The organism is Cryobacterium sp. TMT1-19 (genome assembly GCF_004403055.1).
Lineage (GTDB): Bacteria > Actinomycetota > Actinomycetes > Actinomycetales > Microbacteriaceae > Cryobacterium > Cryobacterium sandaracinum.
Genome location: NZ_SOHB01000053.1, coordinates 100,591 through 121,049 on the forward strand (window position 1 = coordinate 100,591; position 20,459 = coordinate 121,049).

The 20,459-nt window shown below is 69.2% G+C and carries 15 protein-coding genes; 6 read left to right on the forward strand and 9 right to left on the reverse strand.

The annotated features are described in order from the left end of the window. Positions 1-91: 91 nt before the first annotated feature. Positions 92-2,260, reverse strand: coding sequence for a S9 family peptidase (locus tag E3T40_RS13805; protein WP_134544242.1), 2,169 nt, complete (start codon positions 2,258-2,260; stop codon positions 92-94). Between the two features lie 68 nt (positions 2,261-2,328). Here E3T40_RS13805 and E3T40_RS13810 point away from each other — a divergent pair, with 68 nt between their 5' ends. Continuing rightward, positions 2,329-3,027, forward strand: coding sequence for an HAD-IA family hydrolase (locus E3T40_RS13810; RefSeq protein ID WP_104169667.1), 699 nt, complete (start codon positions 2,329-2,331; stop codon positions 3,025-3,027). Positions 3,028-3,052: 25 nt separating this feature from the next. Here the strand turns inward: E3T40_RS13810 and E3T40_RS13815 are convergent, their stop codons facing one another. Next, a complete protein-coding gene (locus E3T40_RS13815; RefSeq protein ID WP_104193989.1) occupies positions 3,053-3,439 on the reverse strand; it encodes a VOC family protein in 387 nt (128 codons plus the stop codon). Between the two features lie 85 nt (positions 3,440-3,524). Between E3T40_RS13815 and E3T40_RS13820 the strand changes: the two genes are divergently transcribed. Beyond that, positions 3,525-4,331 carry a tryptophan-rich sensory protein gene (locus E3T40_RS13820; RefSeq protein WP_104193990.1) on the forward strand — a complete coding sequence of 269 codons (807 nt, stop codon included), beginning with the start codon at positions 3,525-3,527 and terminating at the stop codon, positions 4,329-4,331. Continuing rightward, positions 4,328-6,007, forward strand: coding sequence for an MFS transporter (locus E3T40_RS13825; RefSeq protein WP_241981790.1), 1,680 nt, complete (start codon positions 4,328-4,330; stop codon positions 6,005-6,007). Before E3T40_RS13820 ends, E3T40_RS13825 begins: the two co-directional genes overlap by 4 nt. A 604-nt stretch (positions 6,008-6,611) precedes the next feature. Here the strand turns inward: E3T40_RS13825 and E3T40_RS13830 are convergent. Beyond that, on the reverse strand, positions 6,612-7,604 hold the full coding sequence (locus E3T40_RS13830; protein WP_174843673.1) for an FHA domain-containing protein: 993 nt from the start codon (positions 7,602-7,604) through the stop codon (positions 6,612-6,614). A gap of 2 nt (positions 7,605-7,606) precedes the next feature. Then, positions 7,607-7,870, reverse strand: coding sequence for a hypothetical protein (locus E3T40_RS13835; protein WP_174720110.1), 264 nt, complete (start codon positions 7,868-7,870; stop codon positions 7,607-7,609). A 269-nt stretch (positions 7,871-8,139) separates the two neighbouring features. Between E3T40_RS13835 and E3T40_RS13840 the strand changes: the two genes are divergently transcribed. Further along, positions 8,140-11,736: a TM0106 family RecB-like putative nuclease gene (locus tag E3T40_RS13840; protein WP_134544245.1), complete on the forward strand. Its 3,597-nt coding sequence runs from the start codon at positions 8,140-8,142 to the stop codon at positions 11,734-11,736. An 86-nt stretch (positions 11,737-11,822) separates the two neighbouring features. On the opposite strand, the gene E3T40_RS13845 is transcribed toward E3T40_RS13840, so the two are convergent. From E3T40_RS13845 to E3T40_RS13865, 5 genes are all read right to left on the reverse strand, one after another. Continuing rightward, positions 11,823-12,101: an HPr family phosphocarrier protein gene (locus E3T40_RS13845; RefSeq protein WP_104193631.1), complete on the reverse strand. Its 279-nt coding sequence runs from the start codon at positions 12,099-12,101 to the stop codon at positions 11,823-11,825. Between the two features lie 74 nt (positions 12,102-12,175). Beyond that, positions 12,176-13,861: a phosphoenolpyruvate--protein phosphotransferase gene (ptsP, locus tag E3T40_RS13850; RefSeq protein ID WP_134544248.1), complete on the reverse strand. Its 1,686-nt coding sequence runs from the start codon at positions 13,859-13,861 to the stop codon at positions 12,176-12,178. 91 nt (positions 13,862-13,952) lie between these two features. After that, positions 13,953-15,965: a fructose-specific PTS transporter subunit EIIC gene (locus tag E3T40_RS13855; protein ID WP_104193633.1), complete on the reverse strand. Its 2,013-nt coding sequence runs from the start codon at positions 15,963-15,965 to the stop codon at positions 13,953-13,955. Continuing rightward, a complete protein-coding gene (locus E3T40_RS13860; protein ID WP_104169276.1) occupies positions 15,962-16,933 on the reverse strand; it encodes a 1-phosphofructokinase family hexose kinase in 972 nt (323 codons plus the stop codon). Before E3T40_RS13860 ends, E3T40_RS13855 begins: the two co-directional genes overlap by 4 nt. Beyond that, a complete protein-coding gene (locus E3T40_RS13865) occupies positions 16,930-17,718 on the reverse strand; it encodes a DeoR/GlpR family DNA-binding transcription regulator (protein ID WP_104169275.1) in 789 nt (262 codons plus the stop codon). The genes E3T40_RS13860 and E3T40_RS13865 overlap by 4 nt, the downstream gene beginning before the upstream one ends. A gap of 187 nt (positions 17,719-17,905) precedes the next feature. On the opposite strand from E3T40_RS13865, the gene E3T40_RS13870 reads away from it, so the two are divergent. Together E3T40_RS13870 and E3T40_RS13875 are read left to right on the forward strand one after the other, a co-directional pair. Further along, entirely contained in the window at positions 17,906-19,081 is a 1,176-nt protein-coding gene (locus E3T40_RS13870; protein WP_104193634.1) for an exonuclease SbcCD subunit D, read from the forward strand. After that, a partial coding sequence (locus E3T40_RS13875) for an AAA family ATPase (protein WP_134544251.1) occupies positions 19,078-20,459 on the forward strand: 1,382 nt, incomplete at its 3' end. The genes E3T40_RS13870 and E3T40_RS13875, both read left to right, overlap by 4 nt.

Genomic DNA, 20,459 nt, shown 5'->3' on the forward strand with positions numbered 1-20,459 from the left:
GCTCCATGCTCTCATGTGGGCAGCGCGGTCGGAGCGCAGTGTCCGCGGTTGAACCAATTCGACGGAGAATTTGCCGGAAAACTGCTGAGGCTCACACAGCTACCGCGGTGACCGCCGCTTCCCTCGACGGATGCGCCCTGGCGGCATCGATGATCCAGGCGAAGTCGAACGCCGTCTCACGCCACCGGCTGTACCGGCCGGACACCCCACCATGGCCGGCCGACATCTCGGTCTTCAGCAGAACATCCGCTCCCACCTCGCGCAGCCGGGCCACCCACTTGGCCGGCTCGACGTAGAGCACTCGGGTGTCGTTGAGACTGGTCACGGCGAGTATCCGCGGGTAGTGCGTGTCGCGCACGTTCTCCACGGGGGAGTAGCCGCGCATATAGGCGTACACCTCAGGGTCGTGCAGCGGGTCGCCCCACTCGTCCCACTCGATCACGGTCAGCGGCAGCGACGGGTCCAGGATCGACGTCAGCGCGTCCACGAACGGCACCCCGGCGAGGATGCCCGCGAACAGTTCCGGGGCCAGGTTCGCCACGGCGCCCATCAGCAGGCCGCCGGCGCTGCGGCCCTCGGCGACGAGCCGGTCGGGACTGGTGTAGCCCTGGTCGATCAGGTGCCGGGCGCTGTCGATGAAGTCCGTGAAGCTGTTGCGCTTGTGCAGCTTCTTGCCGTTCTCGTACCAGAGTCGACCCAGCTCGCCGCCGCCGCGCACGTGGGCGATCGCGAAGATCATGCCGCGGTCGAGCAGGCTGAGCCGGGCGATGCTGAACGACGGGTCGATGCTGATCTCGTAGGAGCCGTAGCCGTAGAGCAGGGTCGGGGCGGGAGTTCCCGGAGCGACGAGGTCACGCCGGTAGACGAGGGAGATCGGAATGCGCGTGCCGTCGGCGGCGGTAGCCCACTCGCGGCGCTGCTCGAACAGGGTCGGGTCGTAGCGGCCGAGCACGGGCTGCTGCTTCCGCAGCCGGCGCTCGCCGGTGGCGACCACGTGGTCGTAGACCGTCGACGGCGTGACGAAGCTGGTGTAACCGAGACGGATGGTCGGCGTGTCCCACTCGGGATTGGCCGACGTGCCCACGGAGTACAGCGGTTCCTCGAAGCCGAGCTCGACGAAATCGAGTTCCTCGTCGGCTGCCTCGGCGCTCACGGCAACGCGGGTGAGTCCGTCCCGCCGGTATTCGGCCACCACGAAGTCGCGGAATGCGTCGACGCTCTCGAGGCGCACGGCCGTATCGTGGGGCAGTAGAATCCGTTTCTCACCCCGCGGGTCGGCGACGGAGACGCTGACCAGCTCGAAGTTGACCGCGTGGTGGTTGTGCACGATCAGCAGGCGGTCCTCGCCGCCCAGCACGGCGTGCTCCACGTCGTACTCGACGCCGTCCAGCCGCGGCCAGACCAGGGCGAACTCGCCGGTCGGGTCGGCGGCGTCGAGCAGCCGGGTCTCGGTGGTCACGCTCGAGCCGGCCTCGATCAGCAGGAACCTGCGGCTGCGGGTGAGGCTGATGCCCACCCAGAAGCGCTCGTCGGGTTCGTGGAAGACCGACACGTCGGCGGCGGCCGCGGTTCCCACCTCGTGTCGCCACACGGTGTCGGGCCGCCAGGCGTCGTCCACGGTCGTATAGAAGATGTAGCGGCCGCTCGGGTCGAACAGTGCCCCCTCGCCGGTGTTCGGGATCTCGTCCGCGAGGTTCTCGCCGGTCGCGATGTCGCGCACGCGCAGGGTGTACCGCTCGTCGCCCTCGGTGTCGACGGCGTAGAGCAGCCGGTTCTCGTCGCCGCTCACGTCGGTGCTGCCGAGCGAGTAGAATTCGTGGCCGGCCGCCTCGGCGTTGTCGTCGAGCACGATCTGCTCGCCCGGGAGACCGGCGGTCCCGCTCGCCTGCCCGCTGGTCTGTTCGGGGATCTGCTCGGGAAGCACCGGCGGGGTCCAGTCGTCCGGCGCGGAGATCGGCGCACGGCAGTGGATGCCGTATTCCTTCCCCTCCACCGTGCGGGTGTAGTACCACCAGTGGCCCTGTCGCACCGGAACGCTGAGGTCGGTCTCCTGGGTGCGGCCCCTGATCTCCTCGAAGACCTGCTCCTGCAGCAGGGCCAGGTGGGCGGTGCGGGCATCCGTGAAGGTGTTCTCGGCTTCGAGGTGCGCGATCACCTCGGGGCTGTCCTTATCGCGCAGCCACTCGTAGTTGTCGGTGAACACGTCGTCATGGAAACTGCGCTGCTGCGGCTTCTGCACCGCGCGGGGAGGAGTGGTCATGAGTCATAGCGTAGTTCCGTGAGGGCGCAGACTTGAGGGGTACCAGCCCAGAGACGAATGGAACCACAATGACGCAGCCCGGAATCGCCCCGCTCGAAACCTCCCGGGAGGAGGCCCTGCAGGGGCAGGTCTTCCAGGCGGTGCTCTTCGACATGGACGGCACCCTGGTCGACTCCACTCAGGCGGTCACCCGGTCCTGGCTGCGCTGGGGTGCCGAGGCCGGCCTCGGCCCGTCGTTCACCGGCCCCGAGCACGGGGTGCCGGCGCGTCAGATGATCGCGACCCTGGTGGCGGAGGAGCTGGTCGAGACATCCGTCACCCGGCTGACCGAGTTCGAATTGGCCGACACGGATGGCGTCAGGATCCTGGCCGGCGCGGCGGAACTCATGGCGAGCATCCCCGAGGCCCGCCGGGCGATCGTCACGTCCTGTGCCCGGCAGCTGTGCCTGGTGCGCCTGGACGCCGCCGGCTTCCCCGCACCGCTCACGGTGGTGACCATCGACGACACCAGCCGCGGCAAGCCGTTCCCCGAGCCGTTCCTGCTGGCGGCCGAACGCCTCGGCGTCGACCCGGCCCGCTGCGTCGTGGTCGAGGATGCCCCAGCCGGCCTTGCCGCCGCCCGCGCCGCCGGCTGCGCCACGATCGGCGTCGTCGGCACCCATCGGGCCGCCGACCTGGAGGCCGACCTGGTGGTCTCCGGTCTCGACCGCCTGCGCGTGTCCGTGCAGGATGACGGAGTGGTCTTCCACCTGGTGACCGAGCAGTAGCAGCCCGGAGCAATAGCGTCCGGACTCAGCGCTCGTAGATTTCCAGCGGCAGCCCGTCGGGGTCGCGGAAGAAGAACATCGCTTTGTCGGTGTTCGGGTCCACCCTCAGTTCCTCAACCTCGACGTGCTTGCCGATCAGCTCGTCGCGCGCGGCCGGTACGTCGTCGACCTCGAACGCGAGGTGGCGCAGTCCGAGCGCTTCCGGGCCGCTCTTCCGGGGCGGGGTGTCGGGAAAAGAGAACAGTTCGATCAGGTAGTGGCCGTTCAGGGCAAGCTTGCCCATCCACGACCGGCGCGCGGCCCGGAAGTATTCCGCTTCGAGCGTGCAGCCGAGAACGTCGAGGTAGAAGGCCTTGGACACGTCGTAGTCGCTGGCGATAATGGCGATGTGGTGCACCCCGTTGATGCGCATGCGGCAGTTTTGCATACTCCAGGGGGCGGAAGAGGTCAGGATGAAACCGTCGACTATTAAGCTGGCTGATCGTTGGGAGACCGAGATGAATAAGAGCAGCGATCCACTGCGTCAAACGGTGGTGCTGGCGAGCGCGATCCTGGCCGTCGTCGGATCGTTCATCGGGTCCGGCGCCGTCGGCGGAACCCCGATCCAGAACGCGTCAGGCGGTGCGCTCGCCGCCGACGCCACCCCGATCGCCCCCGACGGGCCGGCCTTCGGCATCTGGACCGCGATCTACCTCGGCCTCATCGCCTACGCCCTGTGGCAGCTTCTGCCGGCGCAGAAATCGGATGACCGCCAACGCGCCCTGGGCTACCCGATCGCCGCGTCGCTCGTGCTGAACGCCGCCTGGATCCTGAGCATCCAGTTCGACCTGCTCTGGCTCAGTGTGCCCGTGATCGTGCTTCTGCTGGTCGTGCTGATCCGGGCGTTCCAGCTCACGCTCCGCACCCGGCCCAAAAACCTGATTGAGACGATCGTCGCCGACGGCACCGTGGGCCTGTACCTCGGCTGGGTGGCCATCGCCACCGCCGCCAACGTCACCGCGGTGCTCGTCGCCTCCGGCTTCGAAGGCTTCGGCCTCAGCGCGGACCTGTGGGCGGTGCTGGTCATCGCCGTCGCCGGGCTGGTCGGCGTGTTCCTCGCGATCTACGGCCACGGCCGTCTCGCCCCGGCCGCGTCTCTGTGCTGGGGCCTGGCCTGGGTGGCCGTGGCCCGGCTGGCCGGCACCCTGCTCTCCACTCCCACGGCGATCGCGGCGATCGTCGCCGTGGCCGCCATCCTGATCGTCACCATCACCGTGCGCGTGCGCACCTCCAGGTCCGCCACGTCCCGATCGGTCACCGCGTGAGCGATCCGGCCACCCTGCCCGTCACCCCGGCGGGCGTCACCTCGGCGCGCCGGCGCTGGGCCGGTCTCGTCTTCATCAGCGTCGCCGTCGCCCTGATCATCGTCGATTCCACAATCATCAACGTGGCCATCCCCTCGATCGTCGACGACCTGGCGATCACCTCGACCCAGGTGCAGTGGGTGCAGGAGAGCTACACCCTGGTCTTCGCGGCCCTGCTGCTGGTGTTCGGAACGCTTGCCGACCGGTTCGGTCGACGGCGCATCCTGATTCTCGGCGTAATCGTCTTCGCCACATCATCCGTCTTCGCGGCGCTCGCGCAGACGGGCGAACTCCTGATCCTGGGTCGGCTGATCCAGGGCGTCGGCGGTGCGATGGTGCTGCCCACCACGCTCTCGATCATCAACGCCACGTTCCGCGGCCGTGACCGAGGCATCGCGTTCGCGATCTGGGGCTCGACCATCGGCGGCATGGTGGCCGTCGGCCCCCTGCTCGGCGGCTGGCTCACCACCTCCTTCTCCTGGCGCTGGGCATTCGGCATCAACGTGCCACTGGGCATCGTCATCGTCATCGGCGTACTCGTCTTCGTGCTCGAATCGAAGGATGCCGGCGAGCCGCGCCGCATCGACGTCGTCGGCGCCGTGCTCTCGGCGATCACCAGCGCGTCGCTCGTCTTCGGGCTGATCGAGGGACGCACCTACGGCTGGTGGCTCACCGACAAAGCGCCGGTTGCGGGAGACTGGACCTGGCCGTACTCGCTGTCGATCATTCCATTCGTGTTCCTGATCACCGTCGTGTCCGGCGTGGCCTTCATCTACTGGGGGCTCTACCGCCAGCGGGCCGGCAAGACCACCCTGCTCGCCTTCTCCCTGTTCTCGATCCCGTCGTTCCGCAACGGCAACATCGCGGCCATGATCGTCTCCCTCGGTGAGTTCGGCATCATCCTGTCACTGCCGCTCTGGCTGCAGAATGTGCTCGGCTACGACGCCCTGCAGACCGGATTCGTGCTGCTCGCCCTCGCGCTGGGCTCGTTCGTGGCCAGCGGGGTGTCCGGGGCGTTCGGCAACAAGATCTCACCCGAGACGATCGTGCGGTTCGGGATCGTCGCCGAGATCATCGGCGTCGCCGGCCTCGGCCTGGTCATCACGGCCGAGTCCACCTGGCTCGTCGTGGTGCCGTTCCTGTTCGTCTACGGCATCGGCGTGGGGCTGGCCACCGCCCAGCTCACCGGCGTCGTGCTCAAGGATGTGCCGGTGGCGCAGAGCGGCCAGGGCTCCGGCACGTCCAGCACCGCCCGGCAGATCGGCTCGGCGCTCGGCATCGCGGTGCTGGGCACCGTGCTGTTCACTGCGGTCGGTACGTCGCTCGATGCGAAGCTGGCCGAGGTGCCCGGGCTGACTGCCGAGACCCGGAGTCAGATCGTCGACGCGGTCGTCGACAGTGCGGGCTCGGTGATCCCGTCGTTCGAAGAGCGGAGCCCCGAGCTGGCGGATGCCGCCCGCGAGGCGTTCAGCGACGGCACCCGCTACTCGGCGTACGCCGCAGCCGGGTTCCTCGTGCTCGGCTTCCTGGCGACGCTGCGGCTGTCCGGCACCGCGCCACACGCGGAGTCGCGCCGCGAGGATGCCGTCCCCGGCCAGAGCATCCCGGCGGCCGAGACCGCGGGGGAGCCCGTCTAGCTGCGTGTACCTGACGGCCAGGGGGTTTCGCGGGTGTGGGGATCCCGGGCTCCGCCGCGGGTCAGGCCCGGCCGAGCCTGCGCGGGTGGCCAACGCAGGACACCCGTCGCGGGTCAGGCCCGGCCGAGCCTGCGCGTGTGGCCAACTCAGGACATCCGTCGCCCGCATTGCCCGGCTCCCACGGACCAGTGCGGAACCGGTGCGGATGTCCGTCCCGGCCGGACGGATCTCCTGAGTTGGCCACAACACCCGCCGGATCTGCAGCCGCACGGGTGCGCTCTGCATCCACCCGAGACCCCGTGCGCGACCCCGTGCGTCACCCGTGCGTCCCCCCACCCGCCACCCCGTGCTCCACCGCGCAGCCCGAATGAATTCGACGGAGATTTTGCCCACAACCATTCCAAACAGCCCGTAAACCCGCTTTTTCCTCAGAATCTCCGTCGAATTGGTTCGGGGCAGGGCAGGGCCGCGCAGGGCGGCGCAGGGCGCGGCGGTATCCGTCGCGACCCATACTAGAGAAGCCGGCACACGTTCTACCGTGTGCCGGCTTCCACAGCGTGCGCCGCGAGTGGCGCAGCCAGGATCTGCCGACCCGGACCTGACCCTAGATCTCGGAGTCGTCCACCGGCCCCGGCCGCGCGGTCGTCGGCTCGGTGCCGCCGTTCGTGGTGCCGGCACCGGCGGCGTTGGCCTCGCGCTCCAACCGGGCTGCGCGGCGGCTCGGTTGCGGCTTTTGCACGGACAGTTCCCCGCCCACGCGACCGCCGTGGGGGCGGCCGTGGTCGGCATACTCCTCACGGAAGTAGGCCATGCGCCACGGACCCATTTCGATCCGGGCGCCGGTGCGCAGGACCTGCCCATCGTTATCGTCCTGCCGGTAATTCCGCTTGGCTCCGCCGGAAACGTCGCCGAGCGGATACAGAACGTACTCGTCGTTGTCGTCGTGGCGGATTTCGGCATGGAACGGTTGCAGACCGGCCAGCTGCAGGTCGGCATCCGGGGCCGAACCGATGGTGGTGACCGTCGGCAGCAGATCGAACTCGCGCGGCATCTGACCGTTCCAGTTCTTCGAGCCGATCACAAAAACCAGCCGGGGCCGGCCTGCCCCCGGTGTGTAGTGCGTCGTGGTCACCCGGCGACGGATGCGCCGGTCGAAGGTCGGCACCAACGGCAACAGGGTGGCCGGCGGCAACGGCAGGGACAGGCCCGCATCCGGTGCAGCACTGCGCCGCCGCAGGAGCGGAACCAGCGCGGCCCGGCTGCCGAGCGTAATGTGCGACGAACCGGTCAGCAGCCGCTGGATGACGGGTGCCTTGACGGCTCCCAGCCGGATGATCAGGCCGTCGGGGCCGGACACGGAGACGGTCAGGCCGCGCTCGGCCAGGTCGCCGGCCAGGCCGCGGAGCTCCTTCAGCTTCATCGTGCTGGTGCGCACGAACATCTCGGGCCTGCTGGAGAAGATCTCGACGTCGAGGCCGCTGGCCGTGATGGTTCCGCCCATCTGCTCGGCGCCGGTCGCCTCCGTGGTGTCGCCCGGTGTGCCCGGCTCCGCGAGGGAGAACTCCAGGTCGATGTCCAGGCGGGTGGTGGGGCTCATGACTACTTGGTGAGCGGTTCGGTGCCGGAACCCTCGCTCGTGGTGACCCGCAGTGTGCCGTTCAGCTTCCAGGTGGCACGGGGGGCGTCGGGGCCGATGTCGCGCGGCACCTCCACCGTCATGTCGATGAAGCTGTAGTTGATGGCGGCGCTCTTGCCGGTCAGGTAGGACCACATCTCCTTGCCGAGGTCGGTCCAGTCCTTGATGTTGTGGGCGTCGGGGCCGGTGGCGTTGGCAGTGGGTACGGGGTTCTGGCTGTCAGTCACGGTGTGTTCCTTCTCGCTTGGTTGCAGGGAAACGGCACTCGGTCGTCGCACATCGGGCCCGCAATCGGCCAGAATCGGATCAACAGTGAACCGCCGCGCGGACAGCCATCAAAAACCTCGTCTGCCGCGTGTAGGCCAACCCTAGTTGAGCACGGCTGCAGGGGGAAGGGCGCGGCACCCCCTGTTCTGGTCGGTGGTGTCGGCTAGCCTCGAAACCACCGTGACCAGCGCTTCCGGTGTGGTTGTGCGTGCGCAAAGAGGAGATCGACGTGTTCCTGCCAGACCCTGCCACCGTTGTCTACTCGGCGAGCGACCTCAGCGCCGCGGCCGCGTGCGAGTGGGCACTGTTGCGCCGACTCGACGCGAAACTGGGACGCATCGACGCCGCCCCGGCAGCCGCTGACGCCATGCTCCAGCGCACCGCCGAGCTGGGCGACGCCCATGAACTGCGGATGCTCGAACAGCTGCGCGCGGCCCGCACCGTCGTCGAGATCGAACGTGGCGACCTCGCCGACATCGGTTCCGCCGTTGAAATGAGCGAGGCGGCCCTGCGCGCAGGGGCCGAGGTGGTGTTCCAGGCTGCATTCTTCGACGGGCGATTCCTGGGCTACGCGGACTTCATCATCCGCACCGGGAGCGGCGACCAGAGCGACCCCGCCGACCCCGCCGACCATTCCGACCCCGCCGACCCCGCCGACCATGCCGCGACCTACGAGGTCTACGACACGAAGCTGGCACGCTCGGCGAAGATCACGGCGCTGCTGCAGTTGGCGGCGTATAGCGACCAGTTGCAGCGGATGGGCATCCCGACGGGGGAGAACGTGCACCTTCTGCTCGGCGACGGCCGCACGAGCTCGCACCGGTTGCAGGACATCCTGCCGGTCTACCGCGCCCGGCGCGCCCGCCTCGAGCGGCTGGTCGACGAACGCCTCGCCGACCCTGCACCGACCCCGTGGGGTGACCCTCGCTACGCCGCCTGCGGCCGCTGTGACCTGTGCGAGGAGCAGGTGCAGCAGCACCGGGACGTGCTCCTGGTCGCGAACCTGCGGCTCAGCCAGCGCGCCCGGCTGCGCTCCGCGGGCGTCCGCTCCATCGACGACCTCGCCGCGCGGCGCGAGCCCGTCCCCGGTTTGTCAGACGCCACGCTGGCGACCCTGCAGGGGCAGGCCCGGCTGCAGATCGCCCCCCGAGCCCCCGGCCGGCCACTGAACTGGGAGATCATCAACCCGGCCGCCCTCGCGGCTCTGCCCGCACCCGACGCGGGGGACATCTTCTTCGACTTCGAGGGTGACCCGCTCTACCAGGAGGCCGGCAACGGACAGTGGGGGCTGGACTATCTGTTCGGTCTGGCCCTGCCGGACGATACCTTCCGCACCTTCTGGGCGCACGACCACGCCGAGGAACGTCAGGCCCTGATCGACTTCCTGGAGTATGTGCGGGAGCGCCGTTCGCGGCATCCGGGGCTCCACATCTACCACTACGCCCCCTACGAGCGCACCCACCTGCTCGGCCTTGCCGCCCGGCACGGGGTCGGCGAAGAAGCGGTCGACGACCTATTGCGCCGGAATGTGCTCGTTGACCTCTACCCGATCGTGCGGCAGGGCTTGCGCATCGGCAGCCGCAGCTACTCGCTCAAGAAGCTCGAACCGCTCTACATGGGGCTCGAGGAACGCGAGGGCGTGGCCAACGCCGCCGACTCGATCACCGAATACGTGCGCTCGCGCACCCTGTTGGCCGCCGGACAGACGGATGCCGCAGAGCAGATTCTCACGGACATCACCCGCTACAACGCGTACGACTGCCGCTCCACCCTGCGCCTGCGCGACTGGCTGCTGGCCCGCGCCGCCGAGCAGCCGGGCGCCACCGCAGCGTCGCCGGCGACCCTGGCGGGCGTGCCCCTGCCGGTGCGGGAACCGGACCCGGTCTACCTGGAACTCTCCGCGCTGCTTGCCGACGTTCCGCCGGCCGAGCGCACCGCCGACCAGACCGCGCTCGCCCTCGCCTCGGCGGCGATCGACTACCACCGGCGGGAGCAGAAATCGTTCTGGTGGGACCACTACAGTCGCCTGGGCGCGCCCGTGGACGACTGGGCGGACACCAGGGACGTGCTCATCGTCGAAACAGCAGCCCTTCACCTGGGCTGGCACCGGGAAGGCCGCCAGTCGCTCGACCGCCGGGTACTGCGCCTGACCGGGGCACTCGCGCCGGGCAGTTCGCTCACGGTCGGGCAGCAGCCGTTCCTGCTCTACGACCTGCCCTACCCGCCGATCAGCCGCAGCGACGCTCCCGGAGCGCGCACCGCGCACAACAGGGCGACCATCATCGACGTGATCGACGAGTCGGTCTATTTGGTCGAGGAGGTGCTCGAACGCGATGCACCCGCCCACCGGGAAATGCCGATCGCCCTCACCCCCGGCACCCCGCCGCCAGCCGGTAGCCAGGTGACCGCGATCTCGGAGTGGGGCCGCGCCGTGCTCTCCCGGTGGCCGGAACCGCTGCCGGACGCGGCCTTCGACCTGCTGCGCCGACGCCCGCCCCGGTTGCTCGGGGCAAGCGGGCCGGCGCAGCCCCTGGTGCAGCCACCGGCGCGCCCCGGCGATGGTGCCGGTGTCGGGGACGGCGACGGCGAGGGCGAGGGCGATGGTGCCGACGACGGCGACGGTGAGGGGGATGTGCGCACCGCCATCCGGGACACCCTGCTCGTGCTCGACCGGTCCTACCTCGCGGTGCAGGGCCCGCCCGGAACCGGCAAGACCTTCGTCGGCTCGAGGGTGATCGCCGACCTCGTCGTGCGGCACGGCTGGCGCGTCGGCGTCGTCGCGCAGTCCCACGCCGCGGTCGAGAACATGCTCCGGGCCGTACTCGCCGCCGGAATCGAGGCGGGGCTGGAGCCCGGCCAGGTCGGGAAGAAAGCGAAAAAGGGCGACGAGAAAAAGCCGGTGCCGTGGACCCTCCTGGATACCAAGACCTTCGCCCGGTTCACCGGGCAGTCCGGCGGCTGGGTGCTCGGCGGCACCGCCTGGGACTTCAGCAACGCCGACCGGGTGCCGCGGGGCTCCCTCGACCTGCTCGTGATCGACGAGGCCGGCCAGTTCTCCCTCGCCAGCACCATCGCAGCGGCCGTCGCGGCCGAACGCCTGCTGCTGCTCGGCGACCCGCAACAGCTGCCGCAGGTCAGCCAGGGCACGCACCCCGAACCGGTCGACGGCTCGGCTCTGGGCTGGCTCAGCGACGGACACCAGGTGCTCCCGCCGGAATTCGGCTACTTTCTGAAGACCAGCTGGCGCATGCATCCGAGGATCTGCGCTCCGGTGTCGGCGCTGTCCTACGAGGGGCGGCTGCGCTCGCACCCCTCCGATCGCCGACTCGAGGCTGTGGAGCCGGGCCTGCACCCGGTGCCCGTGCCGCACCGGTTCAATTCCACCTCGTCGGTGGAGGAGGCCGAAGCCGTGGTCTCACTGGTGACCGGTCTGCTCGGCCGACCCTGGACATCCGGTGGCCGGAGCGCACCGCTGGCGCAGGGCGACGTGATCGTCGTGGCGCCCTACAACGCGCAGGTCGAGCTGCTGCGCCGCCACCTCGTGCAGGCCGGCCTGGGTGACGTGCCGGTGGGCACCGTCGACAAGTTCCAGGGCCGGGAGGCGGCGGTCGCCGTGGTCTCGCTTGCTGCCTCCGCGGCAGAGGACGTACCGCGCGGCCTCGAGTTCCTGCTCCTGGCAAACCGGCTCAACGTGGCCATCTCCCGTGCCCAGTGGGCGGCCTGGCTGGTCTACTCGCCGGCCCTGACCGAGACCCTGCCCTCGAGTGTGGAGAGTCTGGCCCAGCTGAGCGCGTTCATCACCCTGGTCACGCCCGACCGGGCCTGACCTCCGGCGTCGGAGCCTGACCCACGAAAAGGCACCCTCACTCCGGCATGATTCGCGCGGACTGAGGGTGCCTTCGGTCGGGGGTGCTACTCGGCGTCGAGGTCCGTTTCGAGGAGCTTGACGAGGGATTCGAGAGCCTCATCGGCTCCGTCGCCCTCGGCGCGCAGCACGACGATGTCGCCGTTGGCGGCACCCAGGCTCATCAGCGACAGGATGCTCGAGGCATCCATCGCGTCCTCGGCCGGGTCGGCCTCGAGGGCGATGGTGACCTCGAGGGTCAGGTCGCCGACGGCCGCCGCGAAGAGGGATGCGGGGCGCGCGTGCAGGCCGACACGGCTCGCGATGGTGGCTTTACGTTCGGACATGGTTCCTCCTAATTGGTGCCCGGCGAAGGGGTGGCTCGCCGGCGATGATGCGATGCGACGTAAATCCGAAGCGGCTAGAGACCCAGCTCTTCAAGTATGGGCAATCCGGCGCGCACGCGGGTACGCGCTTCGTCCGAATTACGGGCCGAAACGGCGATCTGGGCAAGTTCCTGCGCCCGTTCGAGCGTCACGGACTTCAGCACGGCGCCCACGGCGGACATCGACCGGGCCGTCATGGACAGGGTGTTGACACCCAGCCCGACGAGTACGACGGCGAGAACCGGGTCGGCGGCGGCTTCGCCGCAGACGCCGACGGGCTTGTTGTGGCCCTCGTATATCGCCCCGGCGACGGTGAGCTGGATCAGCTGGAGCACGGCGGGCTGCCACGGCGAGTTCAGCGCGGCGAGGGTGCCGAGCTGACGGTCGGCGGCCATCGTGTACTGGGTGAGGTCGTTCGTGCCGAGGCTGACGAATTCGGCTTCGGTCAGGATGCTCGCGGAGCGGAGCGCCGCGGAGGGAACCTCCACCATGACGCCGGGGGTCTTCAGCCCGGCGACGCGGCACATGGCGGCGAAGTCGGCGGCCTCGTCGACTGTGGCGATCATCGGTGCCATCACCCAGACCACGGCGGAGGAGGCCTGCGCGGCGGTGGCGATTGCCGTGAGCTGGCGCTTGAGCACGCCGGGGCTGGTCAGGTCGGTGCGGTAACCGCGCACGCCGAGCGACGGGTTGGGCTCCGTGCTGTCGGTGAGGAACGGCAGAGGCTTGTCGGCGCCGGCGTCGAGCGTGCGCACGACGACCTTCTTGCCGGGGAACGCGTCGAACACGCCGCGGTAGGCCACGACCTGCTCGTCGATGGTGGGCTCGATGTCGCGCTCGAGGAAGCAGAACTCGGTGCGGAGCAGTCCGACGCCCTCTGCGCCGGCGGCCGCGGCCTTGACCGCGTCAGCGGCCCCGCCCACGTTGGCCAGCAGCGGAACGAGGTGGCCGTCGGCGGTGGTGCCGGTGCCGTCGAACACGGACAGGCTGGCCGCGACGTGCTCCCACGCCGTGACGGCGGTGCGCTCGTTGTCGCCGGGGTCAACCTGGAGGGTTCCGGCGGCGCCGTCCACGTAGACCTCGGTGCCATCGGTGAGGGCGTCGACGCCGACGGCGGCGACGACGGCCGGCAGGCCGAGGGCGCGGGCGATGATCGCGGTGTGCGACTGCGGTCCGCCGCCGCTGGTGACCAGGGCGAGGATCTTGTTCGGGTCGAGGGTGGCGGTGTCGGCCGGGGCGAGGTCCTCGGCTACGAGCACGAAGGGCTCGTCAGACTGGGGGATGCCGGGGGCGGTGACGCCGCGCAGCTCGGCGACGATCCGGGCCCGCACGTCGAGGACATCCGTGGCCCGCTCGGCCATGTAGCCACCGAGGTTGTGCAGCATCTCGGCGACGGATGCGCCGGACTCCCAGATCGCGCGTTCGGCGGATGTTCCGGTAACGATTAATTTCACTGCAGCTTTTATCAGCATCGGGTCGGTGGCCATCAGCGCGGTGGCTTCGAGAACCGACTTGCTGGCGCCCGTGGCGGCTTCGGCGCGCCGCTGAAGCTCGGTTTGCACCACCTTGGAGGCTGTCCGCAGCTCTTCCGTTGCGACTTCGGGTGTAGTCGCCGCATCCAGGCGTTCACCTGCCGGGGGTTCGCTGATCGGTTTGGGCATCTGGCGAACGGATCCGATGATCCGGCCGGGGCTTACGCCTACACCAGTGAAATTCTGCACGGGACAACCTCTATTCTTGCGCAGCAGAAATACTGCGCTATTGATGCTACGCGTCGGCCGCCCCGAATTTCTCGGAGCGGCCGACGTGCGGTCAAGCGTTGACCAGGGCGGGCGCTGCTGCGTCCGCGGTGACCAACGGTGTCTTTCGAGCGTATCGCTTCAGCGCGATCACCAGGATGGCGGTGACGACGGTTCCGATCGCGATCGCCAGAGCGAAGAGCGCGAAGCTGTCGATGGCGAAGAAGACGAACATTCCGCCGTGCGGGGCCTTCGAGGTGACGCCCCAGGCCATCGAGAGAGCACCGGTCACGCCGGCGCCCACCATGGAGGCCGGGATCACGCGGAGCACGTCTGCGGCAGCGAACGGGATGGCGCCTTCGGAGATGAACGACGCACCCAGCAGCCAGGCGGCCTTGCCGTTTTCGCGCTCGGCGACAGTGAACAGTCGGCGGTCGAGCACCGTGGCCAGGGCCATGGCGAGCGGCGGAACCATGCCGGCGGCCATGACCGCGGCCATGATCTGCCACGGAGCCTGGTTGGCCATGGTTGCGGTGCCGAGACCGGCGACGGCGAAGGCGTAGGCAACCTTGTTGACCGGTCCGCCGAGGTCGAACCCCATCATGAGGCCCAGGATCAGGCCGAGCAGGATGGCGGAGGCACCGGTCATGCCGGACAGCCACTCGTTCAGGGCGGTGGTCAGCAGCGCGATGGGGCCACCGAGCACCAGGAACATCAGGCCCGAGGCGACGATCGACGCGACCAGCGGGATGATGACGACGGGCATCAGGCTGCGAAGCCAGCGCGGCACGTCGAGCTTGGCGAAGCTGGCGGCTGCGACACCGGCCAGCAGACCACCGGCGATGCCGCCGAGGAAACCGGCACCCATGAACCCGGCGACGGCACCGGCGACGAAACCGGGGGCGATTCCGGGACGGTCGGCGATCGCGTAGGCGATGTAGCCGGCCAGGGCCGGGACCAGGAAGCCCATCGACAGCGCGCCGATCTTGAAGAAGACCGCTCCCAGATAGGTCAGCATGCCGCCTTCCGGCAGGTTGAACAGGTTGTTCTCCAGGGTGACCGTGTCGGCGACCTCGGTGATCTCGTAGCCTCCGAGGAGGAATCCGAGGGCGATCAGCAGACCTCCACCGGCGACGAACGGAATCATGTAGCTGACACCGGTGAGCAGAGCGCGCTTGACCTTCTGGCCGAAGTGCTCGCTGGTCTCCTCGGCCTCGGCCGCACCGACGGTGCCGCCGACGCGGCGGGCGTTGGGGTTCTGGGCCGCGGCCAGGGCATCGTGGATGAGCTTGGCCGGTTCGTCGATGCCGCGTTTGACGGGCACCTGGATGACGGGCTTGCCGGCGAAGCGCTCGCGACCGCGAACGTCGACGTCGACGGCGAAGATGACCGCGTCGGCCGCGGCGATGACGGCCGGGTCGAGCATCGTGAGGCCGGCCGAGCCCTGGGTTTCGACCTGCAGGTCGACGCCGGCGGCCTTCGCCGCGGCAACGAGCGATTCGGCAGCCATGTAGGTGTGCGCGATGCCGGTCGGGCAGGCGGTCACAGCGACGATGCGCTTGACACCGGCGGATGCCGCGGGCGTGCTTCCGACGTTGGCGCCGGCGCCGGCGACGCCGCCGGCGGCCACGGGAGCCGGGGAGACGACGCTGGTGACCAGTTCGACGATTTCGGCCTGGGTCTTCGCGGCGCGTAGCGCGGCGGTGAAGGGGGCCTTCATCAGCGAGCGGGCGAGCTTGGCCAGGATCTTGAGGTGTTCCTGGTCCGCGCCCTCGGGAGCGGCGATCAGGAAGACGAGGTCCGCGGGACCATCGGCGGCGCCGAAGTCGACCGGCGAAGCCAGTCGGGCCAACGCCAGCGTCGGCTCGGTAACGGCTGCCGAACGGCAATGCGGGATGGCCAGGCCGCCGGGGATGCCGGTTGCCGTCTTCGCTTCGCGAGCGAGGGCATCCGCGTAGAGGCTCTCGATCTCGGTGGCGCGGCCGGCGCCGACGACGAGCTCGGCAAGATGCCGGATTACGCTCGAGGGTGCGGCTCCGAGGTTCTTATCCAGAGCGACAAGCTCCGGGGTGATCAGTGCACTCACTGGACATCCTCCTTTGGATGGGTGTTGAGAGACGTCAGGGTGACGTCGCCCGGTCTGGTTTGGTGCAGTGCCGGAACGGTTGATCCGGGCAGGGACGCGGCTGCGGCCCCGTGGGCTGCGGCCTGGCGGAGAGAGTCGGGGGCGGAGCCGCCGACGATGCTGCTGAGCAGGTAGCCGGCCAGGGAGGAATCGCCGGCTCCGACGGTGCTGCGCGCGACGATCGGCGGCGTTTTCGCGAGCCAGGCGCCGTCTTCGGTCACCAGCACGGCACCCTGGGAACCGAGGGTGGCCAACACGGCGCCAACTCCGGTGGCGACGAGACGCTCGGCGGCGCGGGCCACGAGCACCGGATTGCCCTCGAGGCTCTCCGGGTCGGGGATGCCGGTGAGCTCGGCCAGTTCTTCCGCGTTGGGCTTGATCAGGTCCGGTCCGGCCGTGACGGCGGCGGCGAGGGGCGCGCCGGACGAGTCGACGGCCACCCGAGGGGCGCTCGCGCCGAACCGGCTGCGGAGCTCCCGGGTGATGTCGGCGTAGAAGTCGACGGGCACTCCAGGCGGCAGCGATCCGGCCAGCACGAGCCAGCTGGCACCCTCCGCCTTCTCCAGCACGAGTTCGATCAGGTCGCTCTGCTGCGCGGCGGTCAGCACCGGTCCGGGCACGTTCACCTTGGTGGTGGTGCCGTCGATCTCGGTCAGCGCGACGTTGCTCCGGAGCGAGGCGCCGATCGGCATGCCGAGGTGGGGCACCCCCGCGGCCCGGAGGGCCACCAGAACGGGGTCCAACTCGTCGCCGGGGAGGATGGCGAGGCTCAGGATGTCCGAGGCCTTGAGGGCGCGAACGATGTTCACGCCCTTGCCGCCCGGTTCTTCGCGGGATGAACCGGCGCGCTGAACTTCGCCGCGGGCCAGCGGGGCGCGGAGCTCGATGGTGCGATCCAGGCTCGGATTCGGGGTAAGCGTGATGATCACGCGATCACAACCTCAACGTCGGCCGCGGCCAGGGCTGCGGCAAGTTCATCTGATGGGAGAGCGTCCGCGATCAGCACGTCGATGTCGCCCAGGGCCGCGAAGCGGATCAGGGTTTCCTTGTCGAGCTTGGAGGAATCAGCCAGTGCGACAACACGACGGGCCGAACGGACGATGGCTGTCTTCACGGCGGATTCAACGGCATCCGGAGTGCTGAAACCAAATTCGGCGTGCACGCCGTTGGCGCCGACGAACGCGATGTCGGGCCGCAACGAATCGAGCTGGGCGATGGTGCTGGGACCGACGACGGCGCGGGTGAGGCCGCGCACGCGGCCGCCGAGGATATACAACGAGATGGCGTCATTGCCGGCGAGTTTCGTGGCGATCGGCACCGCGTTGGTGATGACCAGGAGTTCGTCACCGGGGGCTGCCGGGGTCCAGTCGAGCAGGAGGTCGGCGAGCAGCTCGGTCGTGGTGCCGGCATCCAGCAGGACGGAGCCGGTCTGGCTCGAGGGAATCATGGTGAGGGCGGCGGCCGCGATGCGCTGCTTCTCGTCCTGCCGCTGCGTCTGGCGTTCTTCGAGGCTGAGCTCGGACATGCTCTGCCGGTCGAACGCGACCGCGCCGCCGTGCACCCGGCGCAGCTGGCGGGCGCCCTCGAGGCTGTCGAGGTCGCGGCGCACCGTTTCGGGGGTGACATCGAAGCGGGAGGCGAGATCGCTGACCGTGACCCGGTTCGAACTGGTGACCAGATCGACGATCAGGGACTGACGTTCTTCGGCGAACATGGCGACCTCCTCGACGCTGAGTGGCCGAAACCACGAGATTGTAGAATACAAAAATTTTACCTGTGTTTGTTTTTGTTTGTCAAGAAAAACAAAGACAAACAAAGAACCCGTTGCCCGGTGCTGCCCGGCGCTGCCCGGCGCTGCCCGGTGCCGCCGGGTGTCGGCCGTCGGCGATAACGTGAGCAGCATGAAGATCCTGCACACTTCCGACTGGCACATCGGGCGAACCTTCCACACCCATTCGACCCTGGATGCCCTGCATCAGGTGCTGGATGCGCTGGTGGAGGTGGTGCGGCAGCGCCGGATCGATGTGGTGGCGGTGGCCGGCGACATCTTCGACTCGGCCATGCCGTCGGCCGAGAGCTACACGCTGCTCGCGGCGGTGCTGCGGGAAATCAAGCAGGCAGGGGCCACGGTGGTGATGACCAGCGGCAACCACGACTCCGCCACCCGCCTCGGCTTCCAGGCGGAGTGGGCCGCACTCGCGGGCGTCCATGTGCTGACCCGGCCGGAGCAGTTCCTCGAACCGGTCACCGTGCCGGACGATCACGGGCCCGTGCACTTCTATGGCATCCCCTACCTGGAGCCGGCGCTGGTCCGGCACCTCAGCGTTTTTCACGGGCCGGCAGACGAACCGCTCAAGACCCACGAGCAGGTGCTCACCGTCGTGATGCAGCGCATCCGCGATGACCTGGCCGTGCGCGGCGGGCGATCGGTGGTGCTCAGCCACTGCTTCGCGGCGGGAGTGCCCGCGGCCGCGGCGACCGATGCCGTGCGGGACATCACCGCGGGCGGACTCGATCTGGTGCCCGTGTCGGTCTTCACAGGACCGGACTACGTCGCCCTCGGCCACATCCACGGGCGGGCCCACCTCACCGACCGCGTGCGCTACTCGGGAGCACCACTGCACTACTCCTTCTCGGAGGCCGGCAAACCGCGGGGCTGCTGGCTGGTCGAGCTCCAGGCCGGCCCTGCCGCCGACATCGAATGGATCGAGCTTCCGGTTCCGCGGCGACTCAGCGTGCTCACCGGCGAGATCGAACAGCTCCTGACCGATGACGCCTTGGCCGAGTTCGAACCCGACTGGGTGTCGGCCATCCTGACCGACCAGGTGCGTCCCCTCGACGGCATCCGGCGCCTGCAGAAACGATTCCCGCACTGCGTCACGCTCGAGCATCGGCCCGCTGTCGTCGTCGACTCGGATGCCGTCAGCTACGGTGAGCGCATCGACCGCCAGAGTGACCGCGAGATTGTCGCCGGGTTCCTCGAGTTCGTGCGCAACGGGGTCGGCCAATCCGATTTCGAACGAGACCTGGTGGCGGAACTCCTCACCGAGGGTGACCTGAGGGAGCTGAGCCGATGAAGATCAAACGCCTGCGGATCGCCGGATTCGGCCCCTACAAGAACGAACAGGTGATCGACTTCGAGCGCTTCGATGCCGATGGAATCTTCCTGATCACCGGCAAGACCGGGGCCGGCAAGTCCAGCATCCTCGATGCCGTCTGCTTCGCCCTCTACGGCAGCGTGCCGCGCTATGAGGGAACGGAGTCCCAGCTGCGCAGTGACCACTGCGAACCGGATGACCCTACTTTCGTGGAGCTGGAATTCGCACTGCACGAGAACGACTACCGCATCTACCGCACACCCAGGTACGAGAAGAACAAGAAGCGCGGCCCGGGTACGACCATGTCACCGCCCGACGCGCGCCTCGACATCCGTGACCTGCACGACGACCGGGACACCCCTGAGGGCTGGCGCAGCGTGGCGACCCGTCCGGTCGACGTCGGGCACGAGCTCAGCCGCATCCTGCCGCTCAAGCAGGACCAGTTTCTGCAGGTGATCCTGCTGGCCCAGAACCGGTTCCAGCGGTTCCTGCTGGCCAAGACCGATGACCGGCGAGGGGTGCTGCGCACCCTCTTCGGCACCGCCCGGTTCGAGCAGCTCGAACTCGGGCTGATCAGCCGGCGCAAGTCGCTCGATGATGCGCTGGAATCCGTGCGCCAGCGCCTGGCCAGCCTGGCGGCCACCGCGTCCCGGCACTTGCAGCGCGAAGACCTGCCCGGCGACGACTCCGATGACGCGCCCGGCAGTCGCGACCGGGCCTGGTTCGACGGCGCCCTGGCGGAGCTGGACGAGCTGCTGGCCGAGGCGTCGGCGGGGGCCGAACGGGCCACGTCGGCGCTGGAGTTGGCCGCCGCCGACGTGCAGGCCCAGGAAGACCTGCGCAGCCGGCAGGACCGCCGCAACGAAGCCCACTCGGCCCTGGCCGTTCTCGAGGCCCGGCAGGGGACGGTCGCCCTCGACCGGGCGGCCGTGCTGGCCGCAAACCGTGCGTCCCGCGTGTGGCCGGCGCTCCGCACGCGTCGGGAGGCGGAGGAAGCGCTCGAACGTGCTGTGGTCGGCGAATCGTACGCGCACGGCGCCTGGCGTGAGTACCAGGACGACCCAGGTCTGGTGGAAACGACTGAGAGCCTCAAGGCCGTCATCGAGAATCTCCTGGGCCGGCTCGGATCGTTGAAGGACGTTCTCGACGTCGAACGGCTGCTGCCCGGCATCGAGGCCAAGATTGTGACGCTGCAGGGGGAGCTCGCCCTGCACGTGGCATCCGTCGAGCAGACCCAGGCGCTCCTGGACGAGCTGCCGGACCGGCTGGATGACGTCGACGAGGCCCTGGCGGCGGCCGCGCTGGCGGCGGCCCGCGAGCCCGAGGCGCGCGCCCAGGCGGAGCGGCTGCGGGCGGC